Origin of the sequence: Burkholderia sp. AU30280 (assembly GCF_020420125.1) — a bacterium.
Taxonomy (GTDB): Bacteria; Pseudomonadota; Gammaproteobacteria; order Burkholderiales; family Burkholderiaceae; genus Burkholderia.
Window position 1 is genome coordinate 58,186 of sequence record NZ_JAIZRY010000011.1, and the last position, 15,245, is coordinate 73,430.

13 protein-coding genes are annotated in these 15,245 nt (G+C 65.5%); 9 read left to right on the forward strand and 4 right to left on the reverse strand.

Going from position 1 to position 15,245, the window contains the following annotated elements; genetic code table 11:
- Positions 1-74: 74 nt before the first annotated feature.
- Genes atsR through LGN17_RS24245 form a run of 3 tightly spaced genes read right to left on the reverse strand, consistent with a single transcriptional unit; the run spans position 75 to position 3,301 of the window.
- Positions 75-1,886, reverse strand: coding sequence for a hybrid sensor histidine kinase/response regulator AtsR (gene atsR / locus LGN17_RS24235; RefSeq protein ID WP_226198909.1), 1,812 nt, complete (start codon positions 1,884-1,886; stop codon positions 75-77).
- Positions 1,883-2,386 (reverse strand): molybdopterin-dependent oxidoreductase, encoded by a 504-nt coding sequence (locus tag LGN17_RS24240; protein WP_226198910.1) that lies wholly within the window; start codon positions 2,384-2,386, stop codon positions 1,883-1,885. Before LGN17_RS24240 ends, atsR begins: the two co-directional genes overlap by 4 nt.
- A 42-nt stretch (positions 2,387-2,428) precedes the next feature.
- Entirely contained in the window at positions 2,429-3,301 is an 873-nt protein-coding gene (locus LGN17_RS24245; protein WP_226198911.1) for a response regulator, read from the reverse strand.
- 359 nt (positions 3,302-3,660) lie between these two features.
- Between LGN17_RS24245 and LGN17_RS24250 the strand changes: the two genes are divergently transcribed.
- The 3 genes from LGN17_RS24250 to LGN17_RS24260 all read left to right on the forward strand — a co-directional run bounded on the left by LGN17_RS24250 (position 3,661) and on the right by LGN17_RS24260 (position 6,331).
- A complete protein-coding gene (locus LGN17_RS24250) occupies positions 3,661-4,248 on the forward strand; it encodes a tetratricopeptide repeat protein (RefSeq protein WP_175957026.1) in 588 nt (195 codons plus the stop codon).
- Positions 4,249-4,369: 121 nt separating this feature from the next.
- Positions 4,370-5,197: a penicillin-binding protein activator LpoB gene (locus LGN17_RS24255; protein ID WP_226198912.1), complete on the forward strand. Its 828-nt coding sequence runs from the start codon at positions 4,370-4,372 to the stop codon at positions 5,195-5,197.
- Between the two features lie 123 nt (positions 5,198-5,320).
- A complete protein-coding gene (locus LGN17_RS24260) occupies positions 5,321-6,331 on the forward strand; it encodes a hypothetical protein (RefSeq protein WP_226198913.1) in 1,011 nt (336 codons plus the stop codon).
- A gap of 211 nt (positions 6,332-6,542) precedes the next feature.
- Here the strand turns inward: LGN17_RS24260 and LGN17_RS24265 are convergent, their stop codons facing one another.
- Positions 6,543-6,680 carry a hypothetical protein gene (locus tag LGN17_RS24265; RefSeq protein WP_226198914.1) on the reverse strand — a complete coding sequence of 46 codons (138 nt, stop codon included), beginning with the start codon at positions 6,678-6,680 and terminating at the stop codon, positions 6,543-6,545.
- Between the two features lie 657 nt (positions 6,681-7,337).
- Between LGN17_RS24265 and LGN17_RS24270 the strand changes: the two genes are divergently transcribed.
- The 6 genes from LGN17_RS24270 to wecC all read left to right on the forward strand — a co-directional run bounded on the left by LGN17_RS24270 (position 7,338) and on the right by wecC (position 15,231).
- Positions 7,338-8,744 (forward strand): undecaprenyl-phosphate glucose phosphotransferase, encoded by a 1,407-nt coding sequence (locus LGN17_RS24270; RefSeq protein WP_226198915.1) that lies wholly within the window; start codon positions 7,338-7,340, stop codon positions 8,742-8,744.
- A gap of 86 nt (positions 8,745-8,830) precedes the next feature.
- Positions 8,831-10,015: a polysaccharide biosynthesis/export family protein gene (locus LGN17_RS24275; RefSeq protein WP_413227045.1), complete on the forward strand. Its 1,185-nt coding sequence runs from the start codon at positions 8,831-8,833 to the stop codon at positions 10,013-10,015.
- Positions 10,015-10,503: a low molecular weight protein-tyrosine-phosphatase gene (locus LGN17_RS24280; protein ID WP_319000857.1), complete on the forward strand. Its 489-nt coding sequence runs from the start codon at positions 10,015-10,017 to the stop codon at positions 10,501-10,503. Before LGN17_RS24275 ends, LGN17_RS24280 begins: the two co-directional genes overlap by 1 nt.
- Positions 10,504-10,510: 7 nt before the next feature.
- Positions 10,511-12,760 carry a polysaccharide biosynthesis tyrosine autokinase gene (locus LGN17_RS24285; protein WP_226198917.1) on the forward strand — a complete coding sequence of 750 codons (2,250 nt, stop codon included), beginning with the start codon at positions 10,511-10,513 and terminating at the stop codon, positions 12,758-12,760.
- A gap of 19 nt (positions 12,761-12,779) precedes the next feature.
- Positions 12,780-13,958 (forward strand): non-hydrolyzing UDP-N-acetylglucosamine 2-epimerase, encoded by a 1,179-nt coding sequence (gene wecB, locus LGN17_RS24290; protein WP_226198918.1) that lies wholly within the window; start codon positions 12,780-12,782, stop codon positions 13,956-13,958.
- Between the two features lie 28 nt (positions 13,959-13,986).
- Positions 13,987-15,231 carry a UDP-N-acetyl-D-mannosamine dehydrogenase gene (gene wecC / locus LGN17_RS24295; protein ID WP_226198919.1) on the forward strand — a complete coding sequence of 415 codons (1,245 nt, stop codon included), beginning with the start codon at positions 13,987-13,989 and terminating at the stop codon, positions 15,229-15,231.
- Positions 15,232-15,245: the final 14 nt, after the last annotated feature.

Consider the following 15,245-nt stretch of genomic DNA (forward strand, 5'->3'; position numbering starts at 1 on the left):
CGGGAATGTGAGCGGGAGCGCATGACGCGGCGCCGGCGCGCGATGCCGTGCACGTTTGCATGCGGCGCGCCGCTTCAGGCGAGCAGTTTCTCGACAAGGGCGCCGAGTTCGCGCAGGTGTACCGGCTTCGGCAGGAATTCGTCGAACACGCGCTGGTTCTCGCGCAGCGCGGCCGATTCATACGCGCTGACGCCGAGGATCGCCGGATGGCGGCCGTCGTCGTCCGGCCGCGTGACCGCGCGAATGCGGCGCGCGACCTCGAAGCCGCTCAGGTCCGGCAGTTCGAGATCCAGAACCACGATGTCGTAGCGGCCCGCGCCGAAGCGCGCGACGCCTTCCTCGCCGGTGCCGCACAGATCGGCGTCGATGCCGAGCGCCGACAGCATCGCGCCGAGCGTTTCGCGCGCGTTGTCGTTGTCGTCGACGACCAGCGCGCGCCGGTCGCGATGTGCGGCGGCGGCCGGCCACGCGGGCGCTTCGCCGGCGGCCTCGATGAAGTCGGGCACTTCGACGGGCAGCGTCACGACGAATTCGCTGCCTTCGCCGACCACGCTGCGCACGTCCACATGCCCGCGCAGCGTCGTGACGATTTCGCGCACGACGGCAAGCCCCATGCCGATCCCGTCCACATGCAGCCCGACCGCGTCGTTCGCACGATAGAACGGCTCGAAGATCTTCGGCAGATGCTGCTTCGCGATGCCGGTGCCCGTGTCGCGCACGGCGATCGTCAGTTGCTTGCCGGCCGGTGCGTCGGCGAGTGCGATCGATATGTCGATCGATCCGCCGAGCGTGTATTTGACGGAATTCTCGATCAGGTTCGACAGCACCTGTCGCAACAGCTTGCGATCCGAGCGGATCGAGAGATCGTGCGGCTCGACCTGCTGCGCGACCGCGATACGCTTGGCCGCGATCTTCTCGCGCAGCGGCTCGATGACTTCGACGAGCAGCGACGCCATGCCGACCGTTTCCAGTTCGGCGAGGCGCTTGGTCGAGCGCAGCTTGATGTAGTCGGTCAGGTCCTTGACGAGTGCTTCGAGCGATAGCGCGGAATTTTGCAACCGCCGGATCGTCTTCAGGTTCGCGTCGGATTGCGGGCGCGCGAGCAGGATCTCGATCGACCCGCAGATCGCCTGCAGCGGCGTGCGCAATTCATGGCTGACCATCCCGAGGAATGCGTTCTTCGCCTCGATCATTTCGAACGCGCGGTCGGACGCCTTGCGTTCGGCGTCGAGCGCCGCGTCCTGCCGTTCGAGCAGGTCGTCACGCGTGCGCATCGTATAGAACAGCAGCAGGAACAGCGCACACAGGATCACGCCGAGCACGGTGCCGAGGATCAGGATCGCGCGCTGCTTTTCCTTCAACTGATGGAACGTGAAGTCGCGCTGCGCCATCTCGATCGCGCGGAAGTAGTTCGCGAGGCCGTTGACCTTCGGCCAGTACGCATTGACCTCGTCGATCAGCTGCCGCGCGTTTGTCGGCGCACCGCGCAGCAATGGCACGTCGTGCTTCAGGCGCGTCATGAACTCGCCGAGCGCGTCGATCTCGTTGCGCGCGCGCGGGATGCGCAGCCAGTATTCGGATACTTCGGAGGGCCGCTGCAGGAACCCGAACGACACCGACAGGCTGTCGAGCTGCATCTGCACGTGATCGAAGTCGTCGTCCTGATGCGTTGCGTAGAGGATCAGCTGCCGGTCGAATCGCGTATAGACGTTCCGGTATTGCGCGGCAGTCCAGAACACGCCTTCGCGCGGCCCTTCGAGCACACCCTCGTTGACCGACGTGGCGAGGAGATCCCACAGCAGGAACGCCCACGCGGCGAACCCCATGATCCACAGCGAGCCGAGGACCAGGATGATTTTTCTATTTTTCCATCGCCGGCGTTTCATTTCACCGTCAGGCCGATGATCTGCCACGCGAACTTGGCCTCGCCGAGCGGCGTCTTCAGTTCATCGGGATACTGGTCGCGCGGGTACATGATCCACAGCGGGCCGTAGTTGTCGTTGCCGAGCACCTTGCCGTTCATCGTCCGCGCGAGGATCACGCCGTAACGATCGGCGTCGGACACGGGGATCGTGAACGTGTATTCGTCGATGCAGTGGAACTCGATTTGCGTGCCGTGCGCGCCGACGATCTTCAGCACGTCGGACAGGCGCGGGCCGGTGAAGGTCGCCTTCGGTGTCCAGCTCGTCGACGTGACGATCGTGTGCTGCGGCAGCGCCATCAGCGCCTGCTCGGAAAACACGTAGGCCGTCCCGCCTTGCTGGTTGGGCTTGTCGATCTTGCCGTCGACGGTGAACGTAAACGACGAAGCGGCCCAGGTCGCGGCCGCCATGCCGAGCAGGCAGGCCGTCAGCAGGCTCTTGATCCAGATGGTCGAAATTCGCATGTCTTGCCCTCGGTCGTGCGGTGGTGATTTGTCGTTGTGGCCTCAGTTCGCGGCGGCGGGAGCCGGCAGCGGGATCTTCAGTTCGCGCGCCACTTCGGCGAACAGGATCGGCAGGCGCACCGGTTTTTCCTCGCAGCGCGCGTTGTAGTGCGACACGATGTGCGCGATTTCGTCCTCGCTGGCTTCGCCGGTCGAGATCTTTCCGGTCAGCAGGAAGATCGGCGCGCCGCTGTTCTCGCTCGAGCGGATGCCGCGCACGAGTTCGGCGGCCGTCTGGTCGCCGAGCATCCAGTCGAGGATGTAGCCGTCGAAATCCTCGACCTCGAGCGCCTTGCGGAACGCTGCGCCGTCGAAGTACGGAATCGCGTTCACGCCTTTTTCGATGAAATATTCACACACCGTTTCGGCGACATCCTGCGAATCGTCGACCACGGCGATCCGCGCCGCATACACGTTCGGCTGGGCCGAGCGCAGCTCGATGACGTCGACCGGGTACGTGCGGCCTTCGCGCGCGTGCTGACGCTCGGTGATGAGCCATTCGCCCTGCCACTGCAGCGCGACGAAATCCGTCTCGATCTGGCTGCTGGCCTTGGTCGAGATCGCGGCGCGGCAGCGGAAGCGCCGCGACTCGATCACGAGCGTCGCGTCGATCATTTCGGCGGCGGCCGGCTGCGTGCCCTTGTCGTCGAGCAGGATCGCGGGCGGCACGCCGAAGTGCGTCGCGATGTCCTGCAACTGCGACAGGTTCCACGGGATCAGGCCTTTCATCTTGCGCGTGACGACCGAGAAGCTCAGGCCGAGCACGTTCGCGATCGTCGTGTTGTGACTTCGCGGCGGAATACCGTTCCGGTTCAGTAGGTCGCGCACCTTGTTGGCGGTGATCAGATCGACGTTGGCCTGCTCGCTGTTGGACATCTCGATGGGGTCTCCAGGGGTTTTGGCGAGGGTGAGCATATCAAAACTGACGCGTCATGCAAGCTTTGAAAAAGCGAATGACCTTGACATGCCATTTTTCTCCATTATTATTGCTCACCACGTCACTATTGTTTTTCGCGTCATGTTTGGAGATCGATGCCGGCCACAGGCGGTGCAGCGAAACGCGGGAACAATGAAGCAGTGACTGAACGATTCGAAGAGAGAACCTGAGAGAGCCTTGGAGTGCGTGTCGGCGTTGGCGGATTGTATCCGTTGCGCCGCGCGCCGCCGGGTACGAGCTCGCTGGGGTGGGATAGCTCGAAGAATTGCGGCGCCAATAGAACCTGAGGGAAGTAACAATGTACCGCCGTTTACTCGCACCGGGGCTGCTGTTGCTACTGGCCGCGTGCGCGCAGGATCCGTCGATCACCAGCAACACGGTGCGGATCTGCGACGACACGGGTTGTTCCGACCGTCCTAAAGATCAGGTCTCCTATCAAAAAAGGGACGATTCGGAAGACCAGGAAAGCCCGCGCATCGCTGCGCTGAAGCAGACCGCGAAGACCCAGCCGAAGGCCGCCTACGACCTCGGCCTGCGTTATTTCCGCGGCGACGGCGTGCGCCAGGACAGCTACCAGGCACTCAAGTGGATGCGCGAGGCCGCCGAGCGCGGCGACCTGCGGGCGCAGAAGGCGCTCGGCAGTTTCTACCTGTTCGGTCTCGAGGAAATGGGCTCCGACGCGCGCGAAGCGGAGAAGTGGCTGTCGATCGCGGCCGGCCGTGGCGACAAGGAGTCGAAGAAGCTGCTCGACCTGGCGCGCAAGGCCAAGAAGGAAGACGAAGAAGACTGGAAATGGCGCACGGAATGGCGTGACCGCTATTACGACTACTGGTACTCGGGCTATCCGTACTACGGCGTCTGGCAGCAGACGTACTGGTACTACTGACCGGGCCTGAAGCAACGGGGGCAGCAGCGGGGAGACCACCATCGCGCGCCAGCCGGGGGGGCTTATCGAAGTTCGCACGAACACATAAGCCGGACAACGACTCTAATCGATCAATAACGACATGAAGACCATCCTTTCCCAACGTCTCACTCAAGGTGCGCTGGTGGCGGCGCTTTGCGCGTCCGTGACGGGCTGCGGCGGCGTGGTGACGCCCGGCGGCCAGAACGCGGGCGTGACCGGTGCCGCCGCGGGCGGCACGAGCGCCGGCGCCGATTCGGGGCTGCAGCGCTGCGCGTCGCCGCTCGGCACGATTGCCGTCGATGATGGCCGCAACGCCGACTGGTGGGGCCCGTTCGGCAGCGCGACCAAGATGACGACGATCGACCCGCTGCTGCGCCTGGCCGTCCAGCAGTCGAACTGCTTCGTGATCACGTCGATCGGCAACCAGAAGAGCGACGCGCGCCTGTCGCGCATCACGCAGCTGCAACGCAACTCGGGCGAATACCGCGCGGGCTCGAAGCAGCAGAAGGGCCAGCGTGTCGCGGCCGACTATTACATGGAACCGCAGATCGTCATCAACGATTCGCCGATCGGCGGCATCGGCAGCATGATCGGCGGGCTGATCGGCAACAGCGCGATCGCGGCGGTGGCGGGCCACCTGCAGACGAAGGCATCGGTCGTCACGCTGACGCTGTTCGACGTGCGCTCGGCCGTGCAGATCGCGGCGTCGGAAGGCAGCTCGACGGCGACCAACTACGGCGCGGCGCTGGGCGGCTTCGGCGGTGGCGTGGGCGGCGCGCTCGCGGGCTTCTCGACGACGCCGGAAGGCAAGGCGACGGTCGTCGCGTTCATCGACGCGTACAACAAGATGGTCGTTGCGCTGCGCAGCTACAAGGCGCAGGACGTCAAGGGCGGCCTCGGCCGCGGCGGCCAGCTCCAGGTCAACTGACGTTCCCGGGCCGGCGGTGCGCCGCCGGCCGATTCCTGATGCTTGATTCGTGATGGTCCGCGCGTGCGGAACGATTCGCGCGTGCCGGTTGTGTTCGTCCTGTTCGTTTGAAAGGTGATTCCGATGAAAGCCGTTGCATTGATCGCATTGACGTGTCTGGCGCTGACTGCTTGCGGCGGCGACGACAATTCCTCGCCCGCGGCATCCGGCGGATCGGGCACGAGCAACAACGGCGGAAGTGGCGGCACCGGCGGCACGGGTTCCGGCGGGACGGGAAGCGGCGGCAGCGGTGGCTCGGGCGGCAGCACGCTGACGCTGCGCTACGACGCGCAGCCGACCGCGGCGGATCAGGCGAGCTTCCTGACGTTGCTCAACAGCGAAGGCGCGAAGGGCTATCGCTATCTGGGCGACTACTTCTACAGCGCGTCGAACGGCGGGTCGCGTTCGATCTTCGTGAACGACGGCGCGGCGCAGACGTACACGTACCAGTTGCAGGCGGCGCCGTCCGACATGACGGGCTTCGTCAACCAGGCCAACGCGCAAGGCACGAGCGGCTACCGCTACGAAGGGCCACTCACGTACGGCTATCTCTATCGCAAGGACGGCGGCTCGTCGGCGACCTATACGTACGCGACGACGGCGTTGCCGGCCGACACTAACGCGTTCCTCACGCAGGCGAACGGCCAGGGCCAGTCGGGCTACTGGTTCCTGGGCCCGATGATGGTCGGATCGGTGCAGGCGAACGTGTACATGAAGAACAACGCGTCGAACGCGACCTATACGTACGATGCGCTGGTGCCGACGACGAACGTCAGCGACTTCATCGCGCAGGCCAACAGCGAAGGCGCGAAGGGTTATCGCGCGAAGGGCGGGATGCTGTTCGGCAGCACGATCTCGTGGGTCTACGTGAAGGACCAGACCCAGTCGCCGACCTTCACGTACCAGTCGGCCGCGATCCAGTCGACCGGCGACAGCTTCGTCCAGCAGTCGAACAATTTCGGCGCGCAGGGCGCCGCGTACCTTGGCGATCTCGCGCTCGGCACGTCGACTCCGGTGATGGCGTCGTTCTACTTCAAGCCGGCCAACTGCACGGGATTCCTGTGCACGACGCTGAATCCGCTCACGCAGAATTGAGCGGGCGACGCTGGCACAGCAGCGTCGCGCGGGTCGTTCACGGTTGAATGACCCGCGCTCGCCGAATCGAGTGCCTCAGGTGCGCCACGTCATCCGTGGACGCATCTTTTGCCGCCGGCTTGCCGGCGGCGTTCCGTTTACGCGTCGGATTGCGCCCCGCACGCGATCTCGCTGCGAAATTTCGATCACGCTCAAAGCAGACTTTCTTGTTCTAACACGCGAGCCGAGCGTTGACGTTGACGTTGCCGCGATGGATGCGCACGAGCGGCATCGTGACGAGCGCGCGGCACACGGTCGCCTTTTTGCCGCTGTCGAGATCCTCGAATTCGTCGCGGAGCCGGGACGTCATGTCGGAATAGGCGACGTCGATGCACGTCGACACCGGGTCGGCCGGCACCCGAGACGAAGCGCGGAAGTGACGCCGGCGCGCGTTGCTCGTCAGGACGCGCAGCGAAAACCGACCACCCACGAGTAGCGGCGCATTGACGCCGCACTTATCGCAACGTCGACACACGTCGCAATCGTCGGACATCGGGTCCGCGGGATGGCGGTGCTTCCACACTGTCTCGCGAAGTGACCCGATGCGCATCGCACCGCGTGCTTGATCAATTGACATCAATCAATCTGCCATGTAGGCGGGGACCTCATTGGCAAATAGGACGAGAAAGGTCTCTATATCAATTTGTTTCGGACTTGAACGATTTAAAACGCCAGATCGTGGTGGCAGTATCCAAGTCTTACATCGTCTCGATAAGCGATGAGCTCGTGGTAAGCGGAGAGCGTCGGTCTCGTTGAAGTTGTCAGGCCACGTCCACCAGGTTCGAAAATCAACGGTTCGTAACATTTGATTGAAGGCCTGTGTCAATCGAATCAGATTCGCATTGCTAAACAATAGATGAAATCGATCATCGGTTCGGGAGTCGATCCGTGCCGGCGTGGCATGCATTGCGTGACGATGCGCCGCAGTTCCATTGCCGATCGACCGCGACGGTGATCGCCCAGGGTTATGCCTTCGTTAAACCAAACTAGATACACCCCCGCCGTTCGCGGAAAAGCGTCGCGGTTCAGGTTACTGGATGCCGCGCTGCTTGTCGCTACCGCATGGGCGGCGAGAAGCTGGCTGGGCGGCTCGCCGTCTGCCGAATCGGATGCCGTGCTGATGGCCGTTTCGATCGCGTGCGCGCTGCTCCTGTTTCCGTTGGTCGGCTTGTACGGCGATCCCAAGCGCCGCCTGTCGTGGCGTCGCGTGTGGCTCGCGCCGGCCTGTCTGGCCGTCGCGTTGTGTGTCGGCGCGGTTTCCGTCATGGCGCACGACCGGCAATTTCCGATCGCGCTCGACTGGGTAGCCGGCTGGTTCGCGTTGTCGGCGGTCGCGCTCGTCTTGTCGCAGGCCGTGCGGTGGTGGCTCGGCGTTGGCGCGGCGGCGCGGCATGCGCGGCGCAAACCGGTTGCGCTCGTCGGGCATCTCGAACGTTGCCGGACGCTCGTTGGCCGCGATGCGCGTGAAACGTGGCGGCCGTTCCGGATAGCCGCAATCTTCGACATGTCCGGTCCGTCGCCGATCGGGCCGGAAGAACAGGCCGTGCATCGTGACCTGGCCAAATTCGTCGAGCACGTGCGTCGCGCACAGGTCGGGGAAGTCTGGATCGTGTTGCCGTTGTCGGAGGCCGATCGTGTCGGCGAGATCGTCCGCGCGTTCGCCGAAGATCTGGTCGACATCCGCTTCATGCCGGATCTCACCGGCATGACGCCGCTTCATCCGGACGGCGCGATTCGTGGCCGCGCGCTCGATCTCGTCTCGTCGCCGCTGTCCGCGCGGGCGCTGGCGGGCAAGGCGATGTTCGATCGCGTGTTCGCGGGCCTGGCATTGATCGGAATCGCGCCGCTGATGGCCGTCGTTGCGCTGGCGGTCAAGTTGTCGTCGCCGGGGCCGGTGCTGTTCCGGCAGCAACGCAGGGGCGCTTACGGGCGCGTCTTCACGATCTACAAGTTCCGGACGATGCGCATGTGCGACCCGCGCGAGCCTGGCGAAGTCCGGCAGGCGACGCAAGGCGACCCGCGCGTCACGCGTGTCGGCGCGCTGCTGCGGCGCACGAGCCTCGACGAACTGCCGCAGTTCTTCAACGTGCTGAAGGGCGACATGTCGGTGGTCGGGCCACGACCGCATGCGGTGGAGCACGACCGCTTCTACCGGCACCTGGTCGACGGCTATATCCAGCGCTACCGGATCAAGCCGGGCATCACCGGCTGGGCCCAGGTCAACGGTCATCGCGGCGAGACGGATCGCATCGAGAAGATGCAGAGGCGGATCGAACACGATCTCTATTACCTGAATAACTGGTCGTTTGCGATGGATATGCGGATCGTGGCGGCGACCGTTCTGTATGGATTCACGCATCGCAATGCCTATTGAATGACGCGTCGACGTACGGTGTCTGGACAACGGAAATGGAAACAGGAAAACGGCCCGGCTCACGGGCGCAACGATTGCGATCGGCGATGACGGTCTTGCCCGTCGTGCTGCTGTGCGCTTGTGCGGTCGAACCGGGCATGCATATGAACCTCGCGCACGATGCGCCTCACGATGATGGTATCGCGACGCAGACATACGAAGGCGGCTTGACGGTGTCGATGCATCGCATCGTTGCGGCATCGCTCGGCCAGCCGCAAAACGCATCCGCTTTGCGAGAAGCGGCGGCGTCGGTACCGATCGGGCCGATCGACGGCGAGTTGATCGCGGCCCAGCGGCGCGAGGCGCGCACACAGGATGAACGCATGCGCGCGGTGCTCTTTGCCGCGCCGGCGCCATACGCGATCGACGCGGGCGACGTGCTGCAGATTACCGTGTGGGATCACCCCGAACTGGCCGCGGCGCAGGGCAACCCGGGCACGCAACAGGTGCGCCCTGCCGATCCGCCGGCGGGCTTCGTCGTCGATCAGGCCGGCAACCTGGCTTTTCCGTACGTGGGCGAACTGCATGTCGCCGGCATGAACACGAGCGAGATTCAGTCCGCGCTTCGCGCGCGGCTGTCGAAGTGGTTCGTCGCGCCGCAGTTGACGGTGCGCGTTGCGTCGTATCGCGCGAATCGCGTCTACATCGACGGCGAAGTTCATGCGCCTGGCGCGCAACCGCTCAACGACACGCCGATGACGTTGTTCGAAGCAGTCGCGCGCGCGGGCGGCTTCACAGCCGACGCCGATCAGAGCCGAATGACGCTCGTGCGCGACGGCGTCGCCTATCCGGTCGACCTGTCGGGGCTGATTCGCGAGCGCGTCGATCCGTCGCGCATCGTGCTGCGCAACGGTGACCTGCTGCAGGTCGGCGCGCGCGACCAGTTCGGCGTGTACGTGATGGGCGAAGTCAACAAGCCGACGACGGCGCTGCCGCAGCGCAACGGCCGGCTCACGCTGGCCGACGCGCTGTCGCAGGCGGGCAGCGTGAACCAGGGCACGGCCGATCCGAAGCAAACCTACGTGATTCGCGCCGGCGCGGACCGGCAGGCGCAGGTGTTTCATCTGGATGGCCGGTCGCCGGTGTCGATGGTACTCGCCAACGAGTTCGAGCTGCAGCCGCGCGACGTCGTGTACGTCGACAGCACGAAGCTGGCGCGCTTCGGCCGCGTGCTCGCGCAACTGCTTCCGGCCATCAACGCGGGCCTGACGGCCGCGATCGTCACGAAATGATGAAACGGATCCTGGTGGTGTGTACCGGCAACGTATGCCGCAGCCCGGCCGCGCAGGCGCTGTTGTCGCGCGCGCTGCCCGGTCGCACGGTGGAGTCGGCCGGCGTCGCGGCGATCCGCGGGACACCGGCCGATCCTGTGATGAACGCGCTGTTGATCGCGCGTGGCCTCGACCTGTCGACGCATCAGGCCCGATGCGTCGATGACCGGACCTGCCGGTGGGCCGACCTGATTCTGGTGATGGAGGTCGCGCATCGCGAGCTGATCGAGCGGACTTTCCCGATGACGCGCGGCCGTGTGTATCGCCTGACCGAGCGCTACGGGATCGACGTTCCTGATCCGTACCGCCGAAGCCGCTACGTCTACGACTACGCGACGAAGCTGATCGAGTACGGCGTTGCCGATTGGGCCGCGCGGATCGCCACCTTCGACCCGAACCTGCAGCAGCATCCGGATACCGGCACGGATGCGCCGGAACACTCGCAGTGAGCCTCAAATGAACGCATCGAACCCACGCCAACCTCATTTACGCGACGCCGATGAACTCGACGTGCGCGGCATCCTCGACCTGCTGATCCGGCACGCAGGCCGCATCGTCGCGGTCACGGCGGCGTGTGCCGCGCTTGGCGCCGGCTATGCACTCGTCGCGAAGCCGGTCTACAAGGCAGACATTGCCGTGCAGGTCGAAAGCGGCGGCTCGGACCTGCGCAGCATGGCGGAGGGGGGGCTCGTCGGCGGCCTCGGCGCGCTGTTCGACGTGAAGTCGACCGACGACGGCGAGATGGAAATCCTGCGCTCGCGGCTCGTGACCGAACCGGTCGTCGACGGTCAGCATCTGCACATCGAAGCGCGTCCGCGCCGCGTGCCCGTGATCGGCTCCGCCGTCGCGCGCTTCAATCGCGGGCTGTCGACGCCCGGCCTGTTCGGGATCGGCGGATTCGTCTGGGGCAACGAGCGCATCGATGTTCCGGCATTCGACGTGCCACGCGACTTCCAGAAACATGCGTTCATCGTCACGTCGCTTGGCGACGGGCGCTATCGTCTGTCCGGCGGCGATCTCGATCGCGATGTGGAAGGCGCGATCGGCGAGCTGCTGCGCGTGAAGACGGCCGCAGGCGACGTGACGCTGCGGGTGGCCGGCATCGAAGCCGAGGCGGGCGCGCAGTTCGTCGTGAAGGCGGACTCGAGGCAGGTCGTGCTCGCCGAACTGCAGAAGAAACTGGCGATAGCGAATCGCGGCAAGGATCAGTCCGGCGTGATCGGCGTGTCGTACGAAAACCATGATCCGGAGCGCGCGGCCGCCGTGCTGAACGCGATCGCCGACAACTACGTTCGGCAGAACGCGAGCCGCAAGGCAGCTACCGCCGAGAAGTCGCTGGCGTTCCTGAGCGACCAGGTACCGACCGTGGAGCGTCAGTTGCGCGCCGCCGAAGATCGCCTCAATGCATACCAGGCCCGCCACGAAATCGTGGACCTGACCGAGCAGGCGAAGGCGATGCTGACGCAATCGACCGCCGCGCAGATGTCGCTGTTCGAACTCGAACAGAAGCGGCTGGCGTTGGCGTCGACGCTGACGCCGGCTCACCCGGAACTCGCGGCGGTCGACCGGCGGATCGCCGCTGCCAAGGCGCAGATCGGGACGATCAACGACACGATCCGGCGTTTGCCCGACGCGCAGCAGAACGTCGTACGCCTGCGCCGCGATGTGACAGTGCAAACGGAGATCTATGTCGGCTTGCTGAACAGCATCCAGCAGCTTCGCCTGGCGACCGCGAGCAAGATCGGCAACGTGCGCGTGATCGATCGCGCGATCGTGCCGGACGAGCCCGTGCGGCCGAAGCCCGCGCTGGTCACGGTAATTGCCGCACTGATGGGGCTCGTGCTCGGCACGTGCGCAGTCGTCGGCCGCGCGGTGCTGTTCGGCGGCGTGACCGATCCCGCGGAGATCGAGCGCGACACGAACCTGAACGTGATGGCGACGATTCCGCACAGCGTTGCGCAACGCCGGCTCGCGCAGCGCGACGCTGCGGCATGCGAGGCGACGGTCCTGGCGCTGACGCGACCGAACGAACCCGCGGTCGAGGCGCTGCGGAGCCTGTGCACGGCGTTGCGGTTCCAGTTGATGGACTGGCCCGACGGCAACCGCGTGCTGATCACGGGACCGTCCGCGGGTGTCGGGAAATCGTTCGTGTCGGCCAACGTGGCCGCGCTGCTCGGACAGTCGAACAAGCGCGTGTTGCTGATCGACAGCGACCTGCGTCGTGGCGAGCTGGCCAGGCGCTTCGGCATGCGGCCGGAGATCGGCCTGTCGACCGTCCTTCGCGGCGGCGGGACCGCCGCCGCCGCCATCGTGCGCGACGTCGCGCCGAACGTCGACCTGCTACCGGCCGGCCCGCACGTCGACCGGCCCGTCGAACTACTGTCGTCCGATCGTCTGTCTGCGTTACTGACGCACGTTGCACGCGATTACGACGTCGTGCTGCTCGATGCGCCGCCGCTCCTGCCGGTGACGGACGCCGTCGTCCTGGCCGCGCATGCGGACACGATCCTGCTCGCGGCACGCGCCGGCGTGACGACCTCGGGCGAACTGCTCGAAGCGGCGAAGCGGATCGAACGCGCCGGCGCGCGCGCGACCGCGGTCGTGTTCAACGGCTTCCGGCCGGGGCTGCGCTCCGCTCGGTACGGCAACTACGGCGCGTACGGGTATGACAGCGCCGATTCGCAAACCGCTGCGGATCGCACGTGATCCGCCGACGGAGATTCCGATGACCCATCACCACGAAAACATCCTCGTTACGTTCGGCACCCGCCCGGAAGCCATCAAGATGGCGCCGCTCGTCCACGCGCTGCGGGCCCGCGAAGGCGTGCGCTGCGGCGTCTGCGTGACGGCCCAGCATCGCCACATGCTCGATCAGGTGCTCGACCTGTTCGGCATCGTGCCGGATTTCGATCTCGACCTGATGCGCGCCGGGCAGACGCTGGGCAGCCTGACCGGGCACATCCTCAATGCGCTCGACCCGGTGCTGGAATCGTTCCGGCCCGATCTCGTGCTCGTGCACGGCGATACGACCACGACGCTCGGCGCGACGCTCGCGGCGTACTACCGGCGCATTCCGGTCGGTCACGTGGAAGCCGGGCTGCGCACCGGCAACCTGTATTCACCGTGGCCGGAAGAGGCGAACCGGAAGGTGACGGGCGCGCTCGCGCTGCATCACTTCGCACCCACCGAAACCTCGCGGGCGAACCTGCTGGCCGAAGGCGTCGAAGCCGACCGCGTGCACGTGACCGGCAATACCGTGATCGACGCATTGCTGACGATTACCGAGCGCCTCAAGCACGACGGGGCGCTGGTGCAGCAGATGCGCGAGCGGTTTCCGTTCGTCGACGACGAGCGGCGCATGATTCTCGTGACCGGCCACCGCCGCGAGAACTTCGGCCGCGGGTTCGAGCAGATCTGCGAAGCGATCGCGACCATCGCGAAGCGCTATCCGGAGTGCCGCATCGTCTACCCGATGCACCTGAATCCGAACGTGCGGGAACCCGTCACGCGGCTGCTCGGCGACATCGGCAACGTCATGCTGATCGAGCCGCAGGAGTACTTGCCGTTCGTCTATCTGATGAGCCGCGCGTGGTTGATCCTGACCGACTCCGGCGGGATCCAGGAAGAGGCGCCGTCACTCGGCAAGCCGGTGCTCGTGATGCGCGACACCACCGAGCGGCCGGAAGCCGTCGGGGCGGGCACGGTCAGGCTGGTCGGCACCGAAGTCGAGCGGCTGGTCGGCGCGGTGGTCGAGCTCTGGGAAGACGGCCGCACCTATCGCGCGATGAGCCGCGCTCACAACCCGTATGGCGACGGCCGTGCAAGCGAGCGGATTGCGGATCTGCTGGTCTCGCCGCCGATCCTGACGCAGGGGCCGGCATACCTGGCCGGCTCGCCCTGCTGAATCCCCCGACGTCTGGAGAACCTCATTCATGTCATTCGAAACCGTTTCCGTCATCGGGCTGGGCTACATCGGCCTGCCCACCGCGGCGGCCTTTGCCGCGCGCCGTAAAAGCGTGGTCGGCGTCGACGTGTCGCAGCACGCGGTCGACACGATCAATCGCGGCGAGATCCATATCGTCGAACCCGAACTGGACATGCTCGTGCATGCCGCCGTGACGCAAGGCTACCTGCGCGCGACGGCAACGCCCGAGCCGGCCGATGCGTTCCTGATCGCGGTGCCGACACCGTTTGCCGATGGCAACAAGCCGGACCTGACCTATATCGAGGCCGCATGCCGGTCGATTGCGCCGGTGCTGAAGAAGGGCGACCTGGTGGTGCTGGAGTCGACTTCGCCGGTCGGGGCGACCGAAAAAATTGCCGCGTGGCTCGCGGCGCAACGCCCGGACCTGACCTTTCCGCAACAGACCGGCGAGCGCTCGGACATCCGTATCGCGCATTGCCCCGAGCGCGTGCTGCCGGGCCACGTCGTGCGCGAACTCGTGGAGAACGACCGCGTGATCGGCGGAATGACGCGCAAATGCGGCACGCGTGCGCAGGAACTGTACGAGGTGTTCGTGCGCGGCGAGTGCATCCTGACCGATGCGCGCACTGCCGAAATGTGCAAGCTGACCGAGAACGCGTTTCGCGACGTGAACATCGCGTTCGCGAACGAGTTGTCGGTGATTTGCGACCAACTGGACATCAACGTGTGGGAACTGATCCGGCTGGCGAACCGCCATCCGCGCGTCAGCGTGCTGCAGCCGGGGCCGGGCGTGGGCGGCCATTGCATCGCGGTCGATCCGTGGTTCATCGTCGATTCCGCGCCGGAGCACGCGCGTTTGATCCGAACCGCGCGCAACGTGAACGACGACAAGCCGCATTTCGTCTACGAGCGCGTGCGGCAGGCGGCGAGCCGCTTCCGCGAGCCGGTGATCGCGTGTCTCGGGCTTGCGTTCAAGGCGGATATCGACGATTTGCGCGAGAGCCCGGCGATGGAGATCGTCGAAGCGCTGGCGCGGAACGCCGGTGCGACGCTGCTGGTCGTCGAACCCAACATCGCCGCGTTGCCGGCGTCGCTGGAAGCGAAGACCCGGCTGTGCGATCTGAACACCGCGCTGGCCGAAGCCGACGTGATCGTGATCCTCGTCGATCACGCGCCGTTCCGGCGAATGGACCCGGTGCGGCTGCAGACCAAGGTCGTGATCGACACACGCGGCGTACTGGCGCGCGGGTAACGGGCGGGCGCACA